This is a genomic window from Streptosporangium sp. NPDC000563 (assembly GCF_040299985.1).
Taxonomy (GTDB): domain Bacteria; phylum Actinomycetota; class Actinomycetes; order Streptosporangiales; family Streptosporangiaceae; genus Streptosporangium.
In genome coordinates, this window is the sequence record NZ_JBEPDA010000024.1 from 45,273 (window position 1) to 63,874 (window position 18,602).

17 protein-coding genes are annotated in these 18,602 nt (G+C 70.0%); 15 read left to right on the plus strand and 2 right to left on the minus strand.

Going from position 1 to position 18,602, the window contains the following annotated elements:
• Nucleotides 1-46 precede the first annotated feature (46 nt).
• Nucleotides 47-1,645: a glycoside hydrolase family 10-like protein gene (locus ABT352_RS34155; protein WP_350949142.1), complete on the minus strand. Its 1,599-nt coding sequence runs from the start codon at nt 1,643-1,645 to the stop codon at nt 47-49.
• Nucleotides 1,646-1,804: 159 nt separating this feature from the next.
• Nucleotides 1,805-3,937: an elongation factor G-like protein EF-G2 gene (locus ABT352_RS34160; protein WP_350949143.1), complete on the minus strand. Its 2,133-nt coding sequence runs from the start codon at nt 3,935-3,937 to the stop codon at nt 1,805-1,807.
• A 315-nt stretch (nt 3,938-4,252) separates the two neighbouring features.
• Here ABT352_RS34160 and pgsA point away from each other — a divergent pair, with 315 nt between their 5' ends.
• From pgsA to secF, 15 genes are all read left to right on the plus strand, one after another.
• On the plus strand, nt 4,253-4,870 hold the full coding sequence (gene pgsA, locus ABT352_RS34165; protein WP_350949144.1) for a phosphatidylinositol phosphate synthase: 618 nt from the start codon (nt 4,253-4,255) through the stop codon (nt 4,868-4,870).
• 23 nt (nt 4,871-4,893) lie between these two features.
• A complete protein-coding gene (locus ABT352_RS34170) occupies nt 4,894-5,817 on the plus strand; it encodes a phosphatidylinositol mannoside acyltransferase (protein WP_350949145.1) in 924 nt (307 codons plus the stop codon).
• Nucleotides 5,814-7,109, plus strand: coding sequence for a glycosyltransferase family 4 protein (locus ABT352_RS34175; RefSeq protein WP_350949146.1), 1,296 nt, complete (start codon nt 5,814-5,816; stop codon nt 7,107-7,109). Before ABT352_RS34170 ends, ABT352_RS34175 begins: the two co-directional genes overlap by 4 nt.
• The gene (locus ABT352_RS34180) at nt 7,106-7,648 is read left to right on the plus strand and encodes a LemA family protein (RefSeq protein WP_350949147.1); all 543 of its coding nucleotides are present in this window, start codon (nt 7,106-7,108) and stop codon (nt 7,646-7,648) included. The genes ABT352_RS34175 and ABT352_RS34180 overlap by 4 nt, the downstream gene beginning before the upstream one ends.
• Nucleotides 7,649-7,755: 107 nt before the next feature.
• Complete coding sequence (locus ABT352_RS34185; protein ID WP_350949148.1) at nt 7,756-8,772, plus strand: DUF3048 domain-containing protein; 1,017 nt, start codon at nt 7,756-7,758, stop codon at nt 8,770-8,772.
• Nucleotides 8,773-8,924: 152 nt separating this feature from the next.
• Complete coding sequence (gene pdxS, locus ABT352_RS34190; RefSeq protein WP_350949149.1) at nt 8,925-9,839, plus strand: pyridoxal 5'-phosphate synthase lyase subunit PdxS; 915 nt, start codon at nt 8,925-8,927, stop codon at nt 9,837-9,839.
• A 32-nt stretch (nt 9,840-9,871) separates the two neighbouring features.
• Nucleotides 9,872-10,462: a pyridoxal 5'-phosphate synthase glutaminase subunit PdxT gene (gene pdxT / locus ABT352_RS34195; RefSeq protein ID WP_350949150.1), complete on the plus strand. Its 591-nt coding sequence runs from the start codon at nt 9,872-9,874 to the stop codon at nt 10,460-10,462.
• Nucleotides 10,463-10,465: 3 nt separating this feature from the next.
• On the plus strand, nt 10,466-11,218 hold the full coding sequence (locus ABT352_RS34200; RefSeq protein WP_350949151.1) for a YebC/PmpR family DNA-binding transcriptional regulator: 753 nt from the start codon (nt 10,466-10,468) through the stop codon (nt 11,216-11,218).
• A 68-nt stretch (nt 11,219-11,286) separates the two neighbouring features.
• Complete coding sequence (locus tag ABT352_RS34205; RefSeq protein ID WP_350949152.1) at nt 11,287-12,564, plus strand: cation:proton antiporter; 1,278 nt, start codon at nt 11,287-11,289, stop codon at nt 12,562-12,564.
• A gap of 157 nt (nt 12,565-12,721) precedes the next feature.
• Entirely contained in the window at nt 12,722-13,309 is a 588-nt protein-coding gene (gene ruvC, locus ABT352_RS34210; RefSeq protein ID WP_350949191.1) for a crossover junction endodeoxyribonuclease RuvC, read from the plus strand.
• Nucleotides 13,306-13,926 carry a Holliday junction branch migration protein RuvA gene (gene ruvA, locus ABT352_RS34215; RefSeq protein WP_350949153.1) on the plus strand — a complete coding sequence of 207 codons (621 nt, stop codon included), beginning with the start codon at nt 13,306-13,308 and terminating at the stop codon, nt 13,924-13,926. The genes ruvC and ruvA overlap by 4 nt, the downstream gene beginning before the upstream one ends.
• Before the next feature lie 46 nt (nt 13,927-13,972).
• Nucleotides 13,973-15,031: a Holliday junction branch migration DNA helicase RuvB gene (gene ruvB, locus ABT352_RS34220; protein WP_350949154.1), complete on the plus strand. Its 1,059-nt coding sequence runs from the start codon at nt 13,973-13,975 to the stop codon at nt 15,029-15,031.
• Nucleotides 15,032-15,257: 226 nt separating this feature from the next.
• Nucleotides 15,258-15,623: a preprotein translocase subunit YajC gene (gene yajC, locus ABT352_RS34225; RefSeq protein ID WP_350949155.1), complete on the plus strand. Its 366-nt coding sequence runs from the start codon at nt 15,258-15,260 to the stop codon at nt 15,621-15,623.
• Nucleotides 15,624-15,707: 84 nt separating this feature from the next.
• Nucleotides 15,708-17,471 (plus strand): protein translocase subunit SecD, encoded by a 1,764-nt coding sequence (secD, locus tag ABT352_RS34230; protein WP_350949156.1) that lies wholly within the window; start codon nt 15,708-15,710, stop codon nt 17,469-17,471.
• Entirely contained in the window at nt 17,471-18,529 is a 1,059-nt protein-coding gene (gene secF / locus ABT352_RS34235; RefSeq protein WP_350949157.1) for a protein translocase subunit SecF, read from the plus strand. Before secD ends, secF begins: the two co-directional genes overlap by 1 nt.
• Nucleotides 18,530-18,602 lie beyond the last annotated feature (73 nt).

Consider the following 18,602-nt stretch of genomic DNA (forward strand, 5'->3'; position numbering starts at 1 on the left):
CGTGTCACCGGTCCAGCGTGTCAGGAGACCGGCGGGGATCGGGTTCTCAGGTCCCGTTCTTGGCCGTGGTGGGATCGCTCTCGTTCTGCAGGCGGTCCAGGGCGGTGACCAGGTAGGTGCCGCCACCCGTCGCGGTGAAGGTCTGGCGGTCGCCGGCCGCCGCGGGCACGACCGCGACCAGGTTGCGGGCGTCGGCGATGGCGCAGTCTCCGGGCTTGCCCGAGGCGATCCGGTAGACCGCGTACGACCGGGCGTCAGGAGAGCTCTTCCAGCCGAGGGAGGTGCCCTGGAGCCGCACGTCGGCGGGCTTGGCCGGAGCCTGGCCGCCGCGGTCCTTCATCAGCGGCAGCAGCGCGGGGCGGCTGTAGTGGTCCTTGGCGACGCGGTCGATCGCTCCCAGCGGGTTGGTGGCGAGCTGCTTGGCGCTGAAGTAGACGTCACCGGTGACCTGCTCGTACTTGCGGTTGCGCGTGAGGTGGGAGGACATCTCGCCGGGCTTGGTCCAGGCGGCCGTGTCGGTGGCGCCGACACGGTACAGGCCCTGGCCGATGTAGAGGTGCACGCCGGTGCCCTTGACCTCGTTGGCCCACCACGGCATCAGGACGTCGTAGTCGGCGATCTTGAGCCCGCGCGGCCAGTACAGCTGCGGGATGACGTAGTCGACCGTGCCCTTCTTGATCCAGTGACGGGCGTCGGCGTAGATGGCGTCGTACGCGGACATGCCGCCGGTGGCCGAGCCGCTGGGGTCTTCGGCCTTGTTGCGCCAGATCCCGAACGGGCTGACACCGAACTTCACGCTGTTCCTGACCTCGTGCACGGTCTTGTCGACCTGCGCGATCAGCTTGTTGACGTTCGCGCGGCGCCAGTCGGCGAGCGTGGCGCCCTTGCCGTACTTGGCGAAGGCGGCGTCGTCGGCGAACTTCGCGCCCGCCACGGGATAGGGGTAGAAGTAGTCGTCGAAGTGGACCCCGTCGACGTCGTAGCGGGTCACCACGTCCTTGACGACCTTGGTGACATAGTCGCGGACCGCGGGCAGGCCGGGGTTGTAGTAGGCCAGACCCCCGTATTTCACGATCCACTCGGGGTGGAGCCGGGCGGGGTGCCTCGCGGGCAGCTTGGACAGGTCGCCGTCGGCGGACGCGCGGTAGGGGTTGAACCACGCGTGGAACTCCAGGCCGCGCCGATGGGCCTCGGCGACGAGGAAGGGCAGCGGGTCCCAGCCGGGGTCCTTGCCCACCGTGCCGGTCAGATACTGCGACCACGGCTCCAGATCCGACTTGTACAGCGCGTCGGAGGCGGGGCGGATCTGGACGAACACCGCGTTGAACCGCCGCTTGACCGCGTCGTCGAGGATCTTGACGTACTCGGCCTGCTGGCGGGCCGGGGACAGGCCGGTGCGCGAGGGCCAGTCGATGTTCTTGACCGTGGCGATCCACACTCCGCGCAGCTGCCGCTTGGGGTACTTCGCGTCGACGTCGCAGCGCGCCGAGGCGGCGGTCGTCGCGCCGGCCGTCTCGGACGAGGCCGCCGAGCTCTTGTCGCCCTTCGGCCGGGCGGGTGCGGCCTCGGGACCGAAGGTGTAGGCGGCCCCCGTGGTCAGGACGGCGAGGGCGGCAGCGGCCAGAAGAGGGCGTCCGTTTCGCATGGTTCCCCAGTGTGGCACCAGCACCGGTGTGCTCTGACCGGAAAAACGAAATCCTTTCGTGATGACTCCGTTATACGAGTGCATGATGTGAGGCGTGTGCCGGACGATGCGCCCTTCCTGTGAGGTGGGGCACCGTCCGGCACACCCGTCACCGCTCTGTCAGCCGGTGATTTTGTCCATCAGATGCGGCGGAAGCGGCTCGTAGCGCAGGAAGACCCGCTGGAACGTCCCCGTCCCGTGCGACATGGATCTCAGGTCGATCGAGTATCGCGTGATCTCCAGCTCGGGCACCTCGGCCCTGACCAGGGTGCGCCCGACGCCCACCGGCTCCGTGCCGAGCACGCGGCCCCTGCGCGAGGACAGGTCGGACATCACCGCGCCGACGTGGTCGTCGGCGATCAGGACGGACACCTCGTCCACCGGTTCGAGCAGCAGCATGGGCACCTTGGCCGCGGCCTCCTTCAGCGCGAGCGCCCCGGCGATCTGGAACGCCATGTCGGAGGAGTCGACCGAGTGGGCCTTGCCGTCGTACAACGTGACCCGCACGTCCACCATGGGATAGCCGGCGAGCACGCCGCGCTGCATCTGGGTGCGGACCCCCTTCTCCACCGAGGGGATGAACTGGCGCGGCACCACACCGCCGACGACCTTGTCCACGAACTCGAAGCCGCCGCCGGACGGCAGGGGCTCGACCTCCAGGTGGCAGACGGCGAACTGGCCGTGGCCACCGGTCTGCTTGACGTTGCGGCCCAGGGCCTGGCAGCTGCCGCCGAAGGTCTCCCTGAGCGGCACCCGCAGTTCGGTCTTCTCCACCTCCACGCCGTGCCGCCGGCTCAGCCGGTCGAGGAGCACGTCGGTGTGGGCCTCGCCCATGCACCACAGCACGAGCTGGCGGGTCTCGGGGTTGTTCTCCAGCCTGAGGGTGGGGTCCTCGGCGACCAGCCGCTGCAGGGCCTGGCTCAGCTTGTCGTCGTCGGCCTTGGACCTGGGCTGGATCGCCACCGGCAGCAGTGGCTCCGGCATGGACCAGGCCGTCATCAGCAGCGGGTTGTCCCGGTCGGACAGGGTGTCGCCGGTCTCGGCGCGCGACAGCTTGGCCACCGCCGCGATGTCCCCGGCCACGCACTTGGGAACCGTCCGCTGGTGCTTGCCCAGCGGCGAGGAGAGCGTGCCGATGCGCTCGTCCACGTCGTGGTCCTCGTGTCCGCGGTCGGACAGGCCGTGCCCCGAGACGTGCACCGTCATGTCCGGGCGCAGCGTGCCGGAGAAGACCCGCACCAGGCTGATCCTGCCCACGTACGGGTCGCTGGTGGTCTTGACGATCTCGGCGACGAGGGGGCCTTCGGGGTCGCAGGTGATACCGGAGACGGGCTCGCCGCCGATCGACATGATCTCGGGCATGGGGTGCTCGGGCGGCGAGGGGAACCCCTGGGTGACGAGCTCCAGGATCTCCAGGGCGCCCACGCCCGCCCCCGCGGCCAGCACGGGGTAGAAGCCGCCGCGCGCGACGGCCTTCTCCAGGTCCTCGATGAGGGCCTTGGTGTCGATCTCCTCGCCGGAGAGGTAGCGGTCCATCAGGGACTCGTCCTCGCTCTCCTGGATGACGCCCTCGATCAGGGCGCCCCGGTAGAGCTCGATCTGGTCGGCGTAGGCGGGGCCGGGGGAGTTCTCCGTCCGGGTGCCGGTCGCGTAGTTGTAGAACCGCTGGCTCAGCAGGCCGATCAGGCCGTTCACCCTGCCGTTGGTCACCACCGGCAGGTAAAGCGGGGACACACCGTCGCCGAAGGCGTCCTGGCAGGCGCCGAGGGTGTCCTCGAAGTTCGCCCGCTGGTGGTCGATCTTGGTGATCACGACCGCGCGGGGCATCCCGACCGCCGCGCACTCGTCCCAGATCATCCTGGTCAGGCCGTCCACGCCGTCGACGGCCGAGACGACGAACAGCGCCGCGTCGGCCGCGCGCAGTCCGGCGCGCAGGTCGCCGACGAAGTCGGCGTAGCCGGGCGTGTCCAACAGGTTGATCTTGATGTCGTTGTGGACCACGGGGGCCACGGTCAGGTTCACCGAGCGTTGCTGGCGCACCTCGACCTCGTCGAAGTCGCTCACGGTCGTGCCGTCCTCGACCCTGCCGGGCCGCTGGACGGTCCGGGTCGCGGCCAGCAGCGCCTCCACGAGCGTTGTCTTCCCGGAGCCGGAATGGCCGACCAGCACGACGTTTCGTATCATGTCCGGCCGGTCGGCCGTGGGTGCTCTCCCCGCGGCTCCCGCTGTTCCGCCGGTCGCTCTTTCCGCCACATCGCCTCCCGCGTCGTTGCCGAAGGGGCCGCGGCCTGGTGGGGCCACACCCCCGGGGTCCGCTACCGAGTGCTCACGGTTCTCGCGTCGGGTAAGTCGGGTAAGTCAGGTAAATCGCGTGGACTCGGTCTGTTCACCAAATACCCATGTGGCGAATATCACAAGAGGGGTGAGGGGATCCTCTTGCCAGAGTGAGACCGGATCGCTAAGTGTCGGGGTCGTCCCGGCCGCCCCGGTGAACGCCGTTTCCCCGGGGCGCGCCGCCCCCACCGCCGACGCACGCGCGGGGGCCGGGTGGCCTACGATCGGAGCGCGATGTTGAAACTTCTGCGCCCCGCCGTCACCAGGCTCTTGACCCCGCTGGGCAGGGCACTCACCCGCCACGGGATCAGCCCCAACGCCGTCACCGCCGTCGGCACGCTCGGCACCGTCGCCGCGGCCCTGTTCTTCTACCCGAGGGGCGAGCTGTTCGCCGGTACGATGGTGATCACCTTTTTCGTGCTGGCCGACCTCCTCGACGGGGTGATGGCCAGAATGACGGGCTCAGGAAGCACCTGGGGCGCCTTCCTCGACTCCACCCTGGACCGGGTCGGCGACGCCGGCATCTTCTCCGGGCTGGTGTTCTGGTTCGTCGTGAGCGAGCAGCGGGTGCTGGCGGGGGTCGCGCTCTTCTGCCTCGTCGCGGGGGCGGTGGTCTCGTACGTCAAGGCCAGGGCAGAGGCATTGGGCATGACGTGTGACGTCGGCCTCGCCGAGCGGCCCGAGCGCCTGGTCGTGGGCCTGGTCTCCGCCGGTCTGGGCGGTCTGGGCGTGCCCTACATCCTCGCCGCGGGGCTCTGGCTGCTCGCCGTCGCCAGCGCGGTGACGGTCGGCCAACGCCTGCTGCACGTGCGCCGGCAGGCCGTCTCCACCCCGCCGCGGACCCTCCGCTGACCCTCCGCCGATCGGAAAGAGCGATGACCGACAAGCCCTCCCCCCAGGATCGTCTCGTCGCGGCGGCGTTCGGCGCCGGCTGGACGATCGTGCCCCGCCTGCCGGAGAGGCTCACCGCCTGGGCCTTCCGCGTCGCCGCCGACCGGCTGTGGAAGCGTCGCGGCAAGTCGGTGCTCAGACTTGAGGCCAACCTCGCCAGGGTCAAGGGCACCTCGCCGGGTGACCCGGCGATCCGGGCACTCAGCCGTGACGGCATGCGCTCCTACTTCCGCTACTTCCACGAGGTGTTCCGGCTGCCCTCGATCCCCGTCGACGAGCTCGTCTCCCGCATGCGGGTGGCCGGGGCCGAGCCCGTCTACGACAACCTCGCCAGGGGGCGTGGCGTGGTCCTGGCTCTGCCGCACATGGGCAACTGGGACCAGGCGGGCGCCTGGTTCGCCGGTACGGGTCATCCGTTCACCACGGTCGCCGAGCGGCTCAAGCCCGAGTCGCTGTTCCACCGGTACACGGCCTTCCGCGAAGGGCTCGGCATGGAGGTGCTGCCGCTCACCGGCGGTGACGGCCACACCTTCGGCACCCTGGCGCAGCGCCTGCGCGCCGGCCTGCCGGTCGCCCTTCCCGCTGAGCGCGACCTGACCGCGAAGGGGGTCGAGGTGCAGTTCTTCGGCGCGGCCACGCGGATGCCCGCCGGTCCCGCCCTGCTGGCCGTGCACACCGGGGCCGCCCTCATCCCGGCGATTCCCTACTTCGAGAAGAACGGCTGGGGGCTGCAGTTCCACGAGGAGATCGCGATCCCGGCCGAGGGCAGCAGGCAGGAGAAGGTGGCCGTCGTGGCGCAGAGCCTCGCCACCGTCTTCGAGAAGGGCATCGCCGAGCACCCCGAGGACTGGCACATGCTCCAGCGCCTCTGGCTCGAGGACCTGGAGCCCAGGAAGGCCCAGGCATGAGGATCGGCATCGTCTGCCCCTACACGTGGGACGTGCCGGGCGGCGTCCAGGTGCACATCCGCGACCTGGCGGAGGCGCTCATGGCCGACGGCCACCACGTCTCGGTGATCTCCCCGGCCGCGGAGAACGCGGAGTTGCCCCCGTACGTGATCTCGGCGGGCCGCGCCGTCCCGGTGCCCTTCAACGGGTCGGTGGCCAGGATGTCGTTCGGATTCCTGTCGGCGAACCGGGTGCGCCGCTGGGTGCGCGAGGGCCGCTTCGACGTGCTGCACGTGCACGAACCGGCGATCCCCTCGCTGGGCCTGCTCGCCTGCTGGGTGGCGAGGGGGCCGATCGTGGCCACCTTCCACGCCTCGTACGGCAACTCCCGTTCCTTCTCGGTGGGGGTGCCGGTCATCATGAGCGCGCTGGAGAAGATCGGCGGCAGGATCGCCGTCTCCGACGCCGCGAGGAAGACCCTGGTCGAGTTCATGGGCGGCGACGCCGTGCTCATCCCCAACGGGGTGACGGTGAGCCGCTACACCGAGGGTGAGCGGCTCCCCGGCTGGGACGAGGGCGAGGTGATCGGCTTCCTGGGCCGGATGGACGAGCCGCGCAAGGGCCTGCCGGTGCTGCTGGAGGCGTTCGCCCTGCTCGCCGCCGAGCGGCCGTCGCTGCGCCTGCTGCTGGCGGGGCCCGGTGACGCGGACGAGGTGCTGGAGCGGGTTCCGGCCGCCTTCCACGACCGGATCGGCCTGCTCGGCATGGTGAGCGAGGAGGACAAGGTGCGCGCCTACCACACCGTCGACGTCTTCTGCGCGCCCAACCTGGGTGGTGAGAGCTTCGGCATCGTGCTGACCGAGGCGATGTCGGCGGGCGCGGCGATCCTGGCGAGTGACATCCCCGCCTTCCGCAAGGTGCTCGACGACGGCGGGGCGGGGGCGTTGTTCGAGACGGGCGACGCCGCGTCGCTCGCCCGCGAGGCCGCCGCGCTGCTCGACGATCCCGAACGCCGGGCCAGGCTGTCGCAGGCCGCCCGGCAGGCCGTGCGCAAGTACGACTGGTCGACGGTCGCCCGCGACGTCCTGCGGGTCTACGAGACCGTGGCGAGCACGGCCGGGGTCGAGGAGGACGCGGTGGCAGGCCCGGTGGAAGACGCTGCGGAGGACCCCGTGACGGGCACTGTGACCGGACCTGCGGAAGGCCCGGTGGAAGGCGCGGTGGAAGGCCCGGTGGCGGGCGCCGGGCCGGCCGGGGTCGGAACCGGGGGAGAGCCGGCGGGTACGCCGGCCGAGAGGAATGACGCGCTGTGACGACGACCACGCTGATCCTGGTGGCGGGCGCGATCGTGGTGCTTCTCGCCGTCTACGTCTCCTGGCGGGCGGGGCGGCTCGACCGGTTGCACATCCGGCTGGAGCTGGCCCGCGAGTCCCTGGACGCCGCCCTGGTGCGGCGGACCGCCGTCAGCCTGGAGCTGGCGGCCTCCCGGCTGCTGGACCCGGCGACGAGCCTGGTGCTGGCCGCGGCCGCCCACGAGGCCCGTACGGCGGGTCCCGAGGAGCGCGAGCACGCCGAGAGCGACCTGTCGCGCGCGCTGCGCGCCGTCGTCGACCAGGAGCGCTTCCGTGACCGGCTGGCCGACACCCCGGCCGGATCGGAGCTGATCGAGGAGCTGGACGCCGCGGTGGCGAAGGTCCTGTACTCCCGCCGGTTCTACAACAACGCGGTGGGCGTCACCCGGACGGCGCAGCGCCGCTGGCTGGCCCGCACGCTGCGGCTGGCGGGGCACACCGAGTATCCGGCCTTCTTCGAGATCGACGACGTGCCCCCGAAGGCCCTGGCCGCTGAATAGGGATAAATAAGACGCACATAAACTGGAGTATCTGACAAGTCGGACACCGGTAAGCTCTTGGCGATTCTTGACTGAGTGATCGAGTGGCCGACTTGAGGAGATGAGCCGTGCGGGTGTCCCGGATGATCGCCGTCACGCTGGCGGGAGTCGCGGTCCTTGCACCGGTCGCGGCCTGTTCCTCCGACGGGCCGGCCTCGCCGGGGAGCCCGGCGGGCGCGGCGGGCGAGCCGAGCGCGGACCCGACCCCCACGCCCGAGCCGACACACCCCTTCACCGGCCTGCCCGGCGCGGCGCGCCGGGCGGTGCTCGCGGTGAAGATCGAGAACACCTCGGCGGGCAAGCCGCAGCTCGGCCTGAAAAGCGCCGACATCGTCTACGTCGAGCAGGTCGAGGCGGGCCTCACCCGCCTGATGGCGATCTTCTCCTCGAAGATCCCGGCCAAGGTCGGCCCGGTCCGCAGCGCCCGCATCTCCGACCTGCACATCGTCCCGCAGTTCGGCAGACCGGCCTTCGCCTACTCGGGCGCGCAGACCAAGATGCTCCCCTTCATCGCCGAGGCCCCGCTCTTCGACGTCTCCGACAGCAGGGAGCCGGGCGCGTACTTCCGCCAGCCGGGACGCTACGCCCCCTACAACCTGTTCGCCAACACCAAGGACCTGCTGGCCGGGGCGCCCAAGGCGAGCAAGGCCAAGGACATCGGGTTCACCTTCGGCGAGGCCCCCGAGGGCGGCGTGTCGCGCAAGACGTACAGCGTGAAGTACCCGGCGGCGCGCTTCACCTTCGGCTGGTCGGAGACGGCGGGCAAGTGGCTGGTCTGGCAGGACGGCAAGAAGGACATGGCGGCCGAGGGCGGCCAGCTCGGCGCGCCCACGATCGTCGTGCAGTACACCAAGACGGAGCGTTCGCAGTTCCACGACAAGAACCAGAGCTACACCCCGCTGGTGCACAGCACGGGCAAGGGCAGGGCGATCGTGCTCCGTGACGGGCAGGCGTTCAAGGCCCGCTGGTCGCGGCCGGACGAGAAGGACGGCACCGTCTTCACCACCGAGACGGGCGAGCCGATGAACTTCGCCCCGGGGCAGGTCTGGGTCGTGCTCGCCTCCGCCAAACCCGTCATCCCCTGACGCGCACGTCCTGTACATACTGTCCAAGAAGATCATCCAAGGACGACAAGGCGTCGGGTAAGGGGGCAGGCCGCCAGCGCCTACGATGGAAGGCGTACTGGCCGTCCTCGGACGGCCCGTGTCCGCAGCCAGCCGTCGTGAGGTAGAAGACCGTGTCCAGCAGCACGCCCGAAGTCAGCGAGACGACCGTCACCGGAACCGCCCGGGTCAAGCGCGGCATGGCAGAGATGCTCAAAGGCGGCGTCATCATGGACGTCGTCAACGCCGAGCAGGCCAAGATCGCCGAAGACGCCGGTGCCGTCGCCGTCATGGCCCTTGAGCGGGTGCCCGCCGACATCCGCGCCCAGGGCGGCGTCTCCCGGATGAGCGACCCCGACATGATCGACGGCATCATCTCCGCCGTCTCGATCCCGGTCATGGCCAAGGCCCGCATCGGCCACTTCGTCGAGGCGCAGGTGCTCCAGTCGCTCGGCGTCGACTACATCGACGAGTCCGAGGTGCTCACCCCCGCCGACTACACCAACCACATCGACAAGTGGCAGTTCACCGTGCCCTTCGTCTGCGGCGCGACCAACCTGGGTGAGGCGCTGCGCCGCCTCACCGAGGGTGCGGCGATGATCCGCTCCAAGGGAGAGGCCGGCACCGGCGACGTCTCCAACGCCACCACCCACATGCGCAAGATCAGGGGTGAGATCAAGCGTCTGGGCTCGCTGCCCGAGGACGAGCTCTATGTCGCGGCCAAGGAGCTCCAGGCGCCGTACGAGCTGGTCGCCGAGGTCGCCAGGACCGGCAAGCTGCCGGTCGTGCTGTTCACCGCCGGCGGCATCGCCACCCCGGCCGACGCGGCGATGATGATGCAGCTCGGCGCCGAGGGCGTGTTCGTCGGCTCGGGCATCTTCAAGTCCGGCAATCCCGCCGAGCGTGCCTCCGCGATCGTCAAGGCCACCACCTTCCACGACGACCCCGACGTCATCGCGAAGGTCTCCCGGGGGCTGGGTGAGGCGATGGTCGGCATCAACGTCGACGACATCCCGGCCCCGCACCGGCTGGCCGAGCGCGGCTGGTAGGGCACACCCCACCCGTACCGGAAGGACCATCGGTGACCATCGTCCCCACGATCGGCGTGTTCGCGCTGCAAGGAGACGTGCGCGAGCACACTCGCTCCCTGGAGGCGGTGGGCGCGAGAGCGGTCGCCGTACGGCGCCCCCGCGAGCTGGAGGCGGTCGACGGCCTCGTCATCCCCGGCGGTGAGTCCACCACGATGTGGAAACTCGCCGAGACCTTCGAGCTGCTCGAACCACTCCGGATGCGGATCAAGGCGGGAATGCCCGCCTACGGCTCCTGCGCCGGGATGATCATGCTGGCCGACCGGATCGAGGGCGGGATCGAAGGCCAGCAGACGATCGGAGGCATCGACATGGTCGTCCGCCGCAACGCCTTCGGACGCCAGGTCGACTCCTTCGAGGCCGACATCGACTTCGCCGGTCGCGGCACCACGCGGGCCGTCTTCATCCGCGCACCCTGGGTGGAATCGGTGGGTTCGGAGGTCGAAGTGCTGGCACTGGCCGAACCTGGGGATAGGATCGTCGCGGTCCGTCAAGGACCGTTGCTCGCCACGTCCTTCCACCCGGAACTTACCGGGGATGTCGGTGTGCATTCATATTTCGCTGAGATGGTGAGGGAGCTCTAGGCGATGTCCGGCCACTCCAAATGGGCGACGACGAAGCACAAGAAGGCCGCGCTCGATTCCAAGCGCGGCAAGCTGTTCGCCAAGCTCATCAAGAACATCGAGGTCGCGGCCCGGACGGGCGGACCCGATCCGGACGGCAACCCGACGCTGTACGACGCCATCACCAAGGCGCGCAAGAGTTCGGTCCCGATCGACAACATCGAGCGTGCCCGTAAGCGCGGGGGCGGTCTCGAGGCCGGCGGCGCCGACTGGCAGACCATCATGTACGAGGGTTACGCCCCCGGCGGCGTCGCGGTGCTGATCGAGTGCCTCACCGACAACCGCAACCGCGCGGCCTCCGAGGTCCGCGTCGCGCTGACCCGCAACGGCGGCTCGCTGGCCGACCCGGGTTCGGTGTCCTACATGTTCAACCGCAAGGGTGTCGTGCTCGTCCCCAAGGGCGAGCTGGGCGAGGACGACGTGCTGGTCGCGGTCCTCGACGCGGGTGCCGAGGAGGTCAACGACCTGGGCGACCAGTTCGAGGTCGTCTCGGAGGCCACCGACCTCGTCCCGGTCCGCAAGGCCCTGCAGGAGGCCGGGATCGACTACGACTCGGCCGAGTCCAGCTTCATGCCGACGCTGAACGTCCCGCTGGACGAGGAGGGCGCCCGCAAGGTCTTCAGGCTGATCGACGCCCTTGAGGACAGCGACGACGTGCAGAACGTCTGGGCAAACTTCGACGTCTCCGACGAGGTCATGGAGAAGCTCGACGCGTAGTCCGATTTTTCGGACCTCGCGCTGCTCGTGAGGTTTGTCCGCGTGGTCCAGGGCAGATCACGCGGACAATGGGCAATCCTGACCTCATCTTCGCCGTGGCGGGCGTTGCCGCGCTGCTCGCGGCCACACTGCCGCGACTTCTCAACCGCCGCCCCTTCTCGCTGCCCCTCGCCTGCCTGCTGGTCGGCCTGGTCCTCTACGCCCTGCCCCTGGAGCTGCCCGATCCCGATCCGGTGGCTCACCGGACACTGGTCGAGCACGTCACCGAGATCTGCGTGCTGGTCTCGCTCATGGGCGCGGGGCTGGCCATCAACCGGCCCTTCGGGCGGCGCGGCTGGTCCTCGACCTGGCGCCTGCTCGGGTGGACGCTCCCGCTCACCGTCCTCGCCGTGGCCGCCGCCGCGTACGGCCTGCTCGGCTGGCCCCTCGCGGCGGCGTTGCTGCTGGGCGCGGTCCTCGCGCCGACCGACCCGGTGCTCGCCTCCGACGTTCAGGTCGGCGAGCCCGTCGACTCGGAGAAGGCCGACGACGAGGTCCGCTTCGCCCTCACCTCCGAGGCGGGCCTCAACGACGGCCTGGCCTTCCCCCTGGTGTACGCCGCCATCACGCTGGCCGTCAGCGGGGGGACCGGCTGGATCGGCGAGTGGGCGCTGGTGGACCTGCTCTACCGGTGCGTCGCGGGCGTGGTGTGCGGCCTGCTGATCGGCAAAGGGCTGGGGCGGCTGTTCTTCCGTGCCGAGAAGCCCGACCTGCGGCTGGCCGAGCACCGCGACGGCTTCGTGGCGCTGGCCGCGACGTTCCTGGCCTACGGCCTCACCGAGCTGGTGCACGGGTACGGCTTCATCGCGGTGTTCGTGACCGCCTGCACCATCAGGGCGGCCGAGCGCAGCCACGGCTACAACGGGGTGCTGCACGGCTTCATAGAGCAGATCGAGCGGCTGTTCACCGCCTGGCTGCTCCTGCTGCTCGGAGGCTTCGTCGCGGTGGGGGGACTGTCCGCGCTCACCTGGCGGGGAGCCGTGGTCGGCCTGTCGCTGCTGCTCGTCATCCGGCCGCTGGTCGGGTGGCTCTCCCTGCTGAGAGGCGGGGCGGGGCCGCGCGAGCGCGTCGTGGCGGCGTTCTTCGGCGTCCGCGGCATCGGCTCGTTGTTCTACCTCGCCTACGCCCTCGGCCAGGCCGACTTCGGCGTACCCGCCGAGGAGATCTGGGCCGTGGTCGCCTTCACCGCGACGGCCTCCCTGGTGATCCACGGAATCTCGGCCTCGCCGGTGATGAACCGCCTGGACCTGCTGCGCGACCGGGCAGGGAACGACCGTGACGCGGAACCCGCCACCCAGCACCCGTGAGACGGATCCCCTGGAGGCGGCGAGGCGTGAGCAGGTGCCTGCCGCTCCGCCTCTCGACGGGCCGGGGGAGAGCCGTGCGCGGGATGCTCTCACGCGGTAGAGTCTGCCACCGAACAGATGTTCGGCGAGCGGAGGCGTGTCGGTGCGATTGCCCGAGTTGCGGGTGATGGGGGTTGATCCGGGGCTCACCCGATGCGGGCTCGGCGCCGTCGAGGGGCGGCCCGGCGCACCGCTGAGCCTGATCAAAGCGGGGGTCGTCCGCACCCCCGCCGACGACGAGATCGGCGCCCGGTTGGTGGCGATCGAGGCGGGCATCGAGCAGTGGCTCGACGAGGTCCGGCCCGACGCGGTGGCCGTGGAGCGGGTCTTCGCCCAGCACAACCTCAGGACCGTGATGGGCACCGCCCAGGCCTCCGCCGTGGCGATCCTGTGCGCCTCCCGCAGGGGCCTGCCGGTCGCGCTGCACACGCCGTCCGAGGTCAAGGCCGCGATCACCGGCAGCGGCACGGCGGACAAGCAGCAGGTCGGCACGATGGTGACCCGCCTGCTGAGGCTGGACGCGATGCCCAAGCCCGCCGACGCCGCCGACGCGCTCGCCCTCGCGATCTGCCACGTGTGGCGGGGCGGGGCACAGAGCAGGCTGGCCGAGGCCGCCGCGAAGGCCGCGAGCGCCTCCGGCACGACCCCCGCCGCCTACTTCCGGAGTCGTGGCAGGGCCGGACACCCGAGAGGAACCGCGAAGTGATCGCCTCGGTGCGAGGACAGGTGACCGCGATCGCGCCCGACGGTGCGGTCGTCGAGGTCGGCGGGGTGGGAGTTCTCGTGCACTGCACGCCGGGCACCCTGGCGACGCTCAGGACGGGGGAGGAGGCCAGGCTGGCCACCTCGCTGGTGGTCCGCGAGGAGTCGCTCACGCTGTTCGGCTTCGCCACCGAGGACGAGCGCGGCACCTTCGAGATGCTGCAGACGGCGAGCGGGGTCGGCCCCAAGGTCGCCCTCGCGATGCTGGCCGTGCACACTCCCAACGCGCTCCGGGTGGCCGTGGCCTCCGCCGACGTCAAGGCGCTGACCAGGGTCCCCGGGGTGGGGCCGAAGGGTGCCCAGCGGATCATCGTCGACCTCAAGAACAAGCTCGGCACTCCCGAGGAGGCCGTCAGCGCCGCGCTCGACGGCAGAGCCGTCGCGCCCGCCTGGCGGGGTCAGGTCCACTCGGGGCTGGTCGGTCTTGGCTACTCGGTGCGAGACGCCGACGAGGCGGTCGCCGCCGTCGAGCCCCAGGCCGACGCCGAGATGGCCGAGGGCCGCACCCCCCAGGTGGCGCCCCTGCTCAAGGCGGCCCTCCGCGCGCTGAGCGTGCGATGAGGGGTGCGGGTGAGTCCGCCGTAGGGCGGGACGAGGGAGGGGCGGCGTGAGTTCCGACCGTGATCTGGTGTCGCCGGACGCCGAGGGCGACGAGAGATATATCGAGGCGGCACTGCGGCCCAAGCGGCTGGAGGAGTTCATCGGTCAGGCGCGGGTGCGCGAGCAGCTGTCACTGGTGTTGCAGAGCGCGCTGCGACGCAACAGGCCGCCGGATCACGTGCTGATGAGCGGCGGTCCCGGACTGGGCAAGACGACCCTCTCCATGATCATCGCGACCGAGCTCTCCGTGCCCATCCGGATCACCTCCGGGCCCGCGCTGGAGCGGGCCGGTGACCTCGCGGCGATCCTGTCGACGCTCTCGGAGGGCGAGGTCCTGTTCATCGACGAGATCCATCGCATGGCGAGGCCCGCCGAGGAGATGCTCTACCTCGCGATGGAGGACTTCCGCGTCGACATCGTGGTGGGCAAGGGGCCGGGGGCGACCGCGATCCCACTGGAGATCGCCCCGTTCACCCTGGTCGGGGCCACCACCCGGGCCGGGATGCTCCCCGCGCCGCTGCGCGACCGCTTCGGTTTCGTCGCGCACATGGACTTCTACGGGGTCGCCGAGCTGGAGGAGGTGCTGCACCGCTCCTCGCGTCTGCTGGGCGTCGCGCTCCCCGGCGACGCCGCCCGCGAGATCGCCGGCCGTTCCCGGGGCACCCCCCGCATCGCCAACCGGCTGCTGCGCCGGGTCCGCGACTTCGCCGAGGTGCGCGCCGAGGGGGTGGTCACCCGGGATGTCGCCTCCGCCGCGCTCAACCTCTACGAGGTCGACGCCGAAGGGCTCGACCGGCTCGACCGGGCGGTGCTCGGAGCGCTGCTGCGCAAGTTCGGCGGCGGGCCGGTGGGGCTGTCGACGCTGGCGGTGGCCGTGGGGGAGGAGCCCGAGACGGTCGAGGTGGTCGCCGAGCCGTTCCTGGTGCGGCAGGGACTCCTCGCCCGCACCCCCCGCGGCCGGGTCGCGACCGCCGCGGCCTGGACCCACCTGGGTCTGGTCCCCCCGCCCGACGCCTTCGGTGCCTCGTTTCTCATCGATCTTGAGGATGATGCCGGGCAAATCTAGCGTTGGGAGTCGGTAGGGAAGTCGTACGGGATTGATCACAGAACGATGACAACTGTATCGAAATGGGAACTTCCCTGCGAGCCGAATCGTGACTTCGTTGCCCCGCTCTTAACAGCTCGCCTAAACTCCGAGCCTTGGCTGGCTGTGTAGGCTGACGTGCTGAGCGGCGTGGTCGTATGTGGCGTCCGGTTTTCGCCGGTCAATCTTCAAGAAAAGGAGCGGCCCTGTGGGCGGCAACTATTCGAGCCTGATCATGATCGCTCTCATGGTCGTGGTGTTCTACTTCCTGCTTATCCGGCCGCAGCGCAAGCGGCAGCAGGAGCAGCTCAAGATGCAGAACAGTCTCACGCCGGGCACCGGTGTCATGACCACGACGGGCCTCTTCGGGACCGTGGTGGCCATCGACAACGAGGACGTGATCCTGGAGATCGCCCCCGGTGTGGAGACCCGCTGGGTCAAGGCGGCGATCGGCCGTGTCCTGGTTCCCGTCGACGACGCGGAGGAGGAGAATGTCAAGGCTGTCGACCGCGATTTCGCGGAGACGGCGGAACAGCAGGGTGCAGACCACGACACGACGAGCAAGAAGCCGTGAGTAGCCTCACCTCCAACCCCCTATAACCGAAAGAACTGACGACCAGTGGCCCGACCGACCAGCGGCCAGAGCAGACCGGGGCGCATGCTCCTGGTGCTTCTGGCGATCATTCTCGCCATGGGCGGGGCGATGCTCCTCAACAAGGCGTACACGCCGGAGTATGGCCTCGACCTCGCCGGCGGCACGACCGTGACGCTCCAGCCCATCACGCCGAACGGGGGCGCTCCCTCGCAGGAGAGCCTCGACCTCGCCGTGAACATCATCCGTGAGCGGGTGAACGGCAGCGGCATCTCCGACGCCGAGGTGGCCAAATCCGGTGACAACATCGTCATCTCCGTTCCCGGAGCAGGCCAGGAGGAAGTCGTCAAGCTGGTCGGCACCACCGCGGAGCTGAGGTTCCGCCAAGTGCTGGCGATCGGGGCCGGGTCACCTCCGCCCCCGGGGCAGCTCTCCACCGAGGCGCCGACGCCGACACCGTCCCCTGCGAGCACCGAATCCGGGCGCAAGGGGTCCAAGGAGCCCAAGCCCGCCGAGTCGGTGACTCCGAAGCCCGACGCGACCGCCGCGCCCGACACGGACGCCTCTCCGGCCGGTCGTGCCCTGTCGTCGGCACTCACCAACCCGAGCCCCGGCGCCACCGCCGCGCCCTCCGCCGAGCCGAGCGGTGACAAGCCCGCCAAGCCGGACGCGAGTGCCGCGCCCGAGACCAGCGCCGTGCCGACGACCCCGCCGACGGCGGCCGACGACCCGATGGCGGGCGTCGACCCCACCGGGATCGACCCGGAGGCGCTCAAGCAGTTCCAGGCGCTCGACTGCGCCAAGGACGCGGGCCGCGGGGCACAGGACGCGCCGGACAAGCAGTACGTGGGCTGCAGCCAGGACGGCGGCACCAAGTTCGTGCTGGAGAAGGCGGCCGTCACCGGCACCTCGATCGACACCGCGTCCTCCGGCGTCGACCAGACCACCGGTGAGTGGCTCGTCCAGCTCTCCTTCAAGGGCCAGGGCCCCGACCAGTGGTCGAAGGTCACCACCACCGCCTTCAACTCGCAGGCCCCCCGCAACCAGGTCGCCATGGTCCTCGACGGTGTGATCATCTCCGCGCCCGTCATCCAGGAGCCCATCACCGGCGGCCGGGCGCAGATCTCCGGCAGCTTCAACCAGGTGACGGCCGACGAGCTGGCCAACCAGCTCAAGTACGGCGCGCTGCCGCTGAAGTTCGAGAAGAGCTCCATCGAGGAGGTCTCCTCCACGCTGGGCGCCGACCAGCTGCGCGGCGGCCTCATCGCGGGCGCGATCGGCCTCCTGCTGGTCGTGATCTACTCGATGCTCTACTACCGGGGTCTGGGCGTCGTGTCGGTGCTGAGCCTCCTGGTCGCCACGATCCTGACCTACCAGTCCGTCGTGCTGCTCGGCGCGTTCGCGGGCTTCCGCCTCTCGCTGCCGCACGTCATCGGACTGATCGTCTCGATCGGTATCACCGCGGACTCGTTCATCGTCTACTTCGAACGCATCCGCGACGAGATGAAGGAGGGCCGGCGCTCGCTGCGCACGGCCATCGAGGTCGCCTGGGTCCGCGCCCGGCGGACGATCCTCATCGCCGACGCCGTCATGTTCATCGCCGCCGTGGTGCTCTACTTCCTGGCGGTCGGAGGCGTGGCCGGCTTCGCCTTCGCCATGGGCCTGACCACGCTCATCGACATCGCGGTGGTGTTCATGTTCACCAAGCCGTTCGTCGCGATGCTGGCCAAGCTGAAGTTCTTCGCCAAGGGGCACAGGCTCTCCGGGCTCGACGCCGAGCGTATGAGCGAGACCACCGTCGCACCCAAGACCGTTCCGCAGGAGGCCTGATGTCCGGCATCGCGCGCCGGCTGTACCGGGGCGAAATCGACGTCGACTTCGTCGGCCGTCAGAAGCTCTGGTACGCCCTTTCCGCAATCCTGCTGGTGGTCTCCATCGCCGGTCTGATCGTCAACGGCCTCAACCTGGGCGTGGAGTTCAAGGGCGGGTCCGTCTTCTCCTTCAAGGCCCCGACCGCCAACATCGAGCAGGTGCGCGCCACGTTCACCGAGGCCGGTGCGCACCAGATCATCGCGCAGACGACCCAGAACGGCTGGCGGGTCACCACCGAGAGCCTCCCGGCCGACCAGGTCACCGCGGTGCAGAAGGCGGTGGCCACCGAGTTCAAGATGCCGGCGGACCAGGTCAACCTGCAGGTCATCGGCGCCTCGTGGGGTGGTCAGGTGGCCAACAAGGCCATCATCGGACTGATCGTCTTCATGTTGGCGATCATCCTGTACCTGACGATGGCCTTCGAGTGGAAGATGGCGCTGGCCGCCGTCGTGGCGCTGCTGCACGACCTGGTGATCACCGCCGGTGTCTACGCCTGGTCCAACTTCGAGGTCACCCCGGCGACCCTGCTGGGCTTCCTCACGATCCTCGGATACTCGCTGTACGACGCCGTCGTCGTCTTCGACATGATCAAGGAAGTCACCGCCAAGCTCGGCACGACCTCCAAGCTGACCTACACCGAGGCCGCAAACAACGCGCTGAACCACACGCTGATCCGGTCGCTGAACACCACCCTGGTGGCGATCCTGCCGGTCGCGGCGATCCTCTTCATCGGCACCACGCTGTTCGGTGCCGGAACGTTGAAGGACCTGTCGCTGGCCCTGTTCGTCGGCATGCTCGTCGGCACCTACTCCTCGCTGTGCGTCGCGACACCGCTGCTGGTCACGCTCAAGGAGCGCGAGCCGCGCTACCAGGCGATCGCCCGCAGGATCGCCTCCCACGGGGGGAGTTCCGGGATCAAGACGGTGCGTCAGCCGGTCGCCGCCGGGGCCTCCAACGGCGCCGCCACGGTCGCCGGCGGAGCCGACTCCGCCGCCGGCAAGCGGAAGAAGAAGTAAGTACGGGCACGTCCGCGCCTCCGCTCCCCTCGCAGGGAGCGGAGGCGTTTTCCTTACCCTCCAGACCCTCCAG

Coding starts and splice junctions, on each gene's coding strand:
- pgsA (WP_350949144.1), top strand. CDS start 4,253: ATGTTGAAACTTCTGCGCCCCGCCGTCACCAGGCTCTTGACCCCGCTG.
- ABT352_RS34200 (WP_350949151.1), top strand. CDS start 10,466: ATGTCCGGCCACTCCAAATGGGCGACGACGAAGCACAAGAAGGCCGCG.
- ABT352_RS34170 (WP_350949145.1), top strand. CDS start 4,894: ATGACCGACAAGCCCTCCCCCCAGGATCGTCTCGTCGCGGCGGCGTTC.
- ABT352_RS34175 (WP_350949146.1), top strand. CDS start 5,814: ATGAGGATCGGCATCGTCTGCCCCTACACGTGGGACGTGCCGGGCGGC.
- ABT352_RS34205 (WP_350949152.1), top strand. CDS start 11,287: ATGGGCAATCCTGACCTCATCTTCGCCGTGGCGGGCGTTGCCGCGCTG.
- secD (WP_350949156.1), top strand. CDS start 15,708: ATGCTCCTGGTGCTTCTGGCGATCATTCTCGCCATGGGCGGGGCGATG.
- ABT352_RS34155 (WP_350949142.1), bottom strand. CDS start 1,645: ATGCGAAACGGACGCCCTCTTCTGGCCGCTGCCGCCCTCGCCGTCCTG.
- secF (WP_350949157.1), top strand. CDS start 17,471: ATGTCCGGCATCGCGCGCCGGCTGTACCGGGGCGAAATCGACGTCGAC.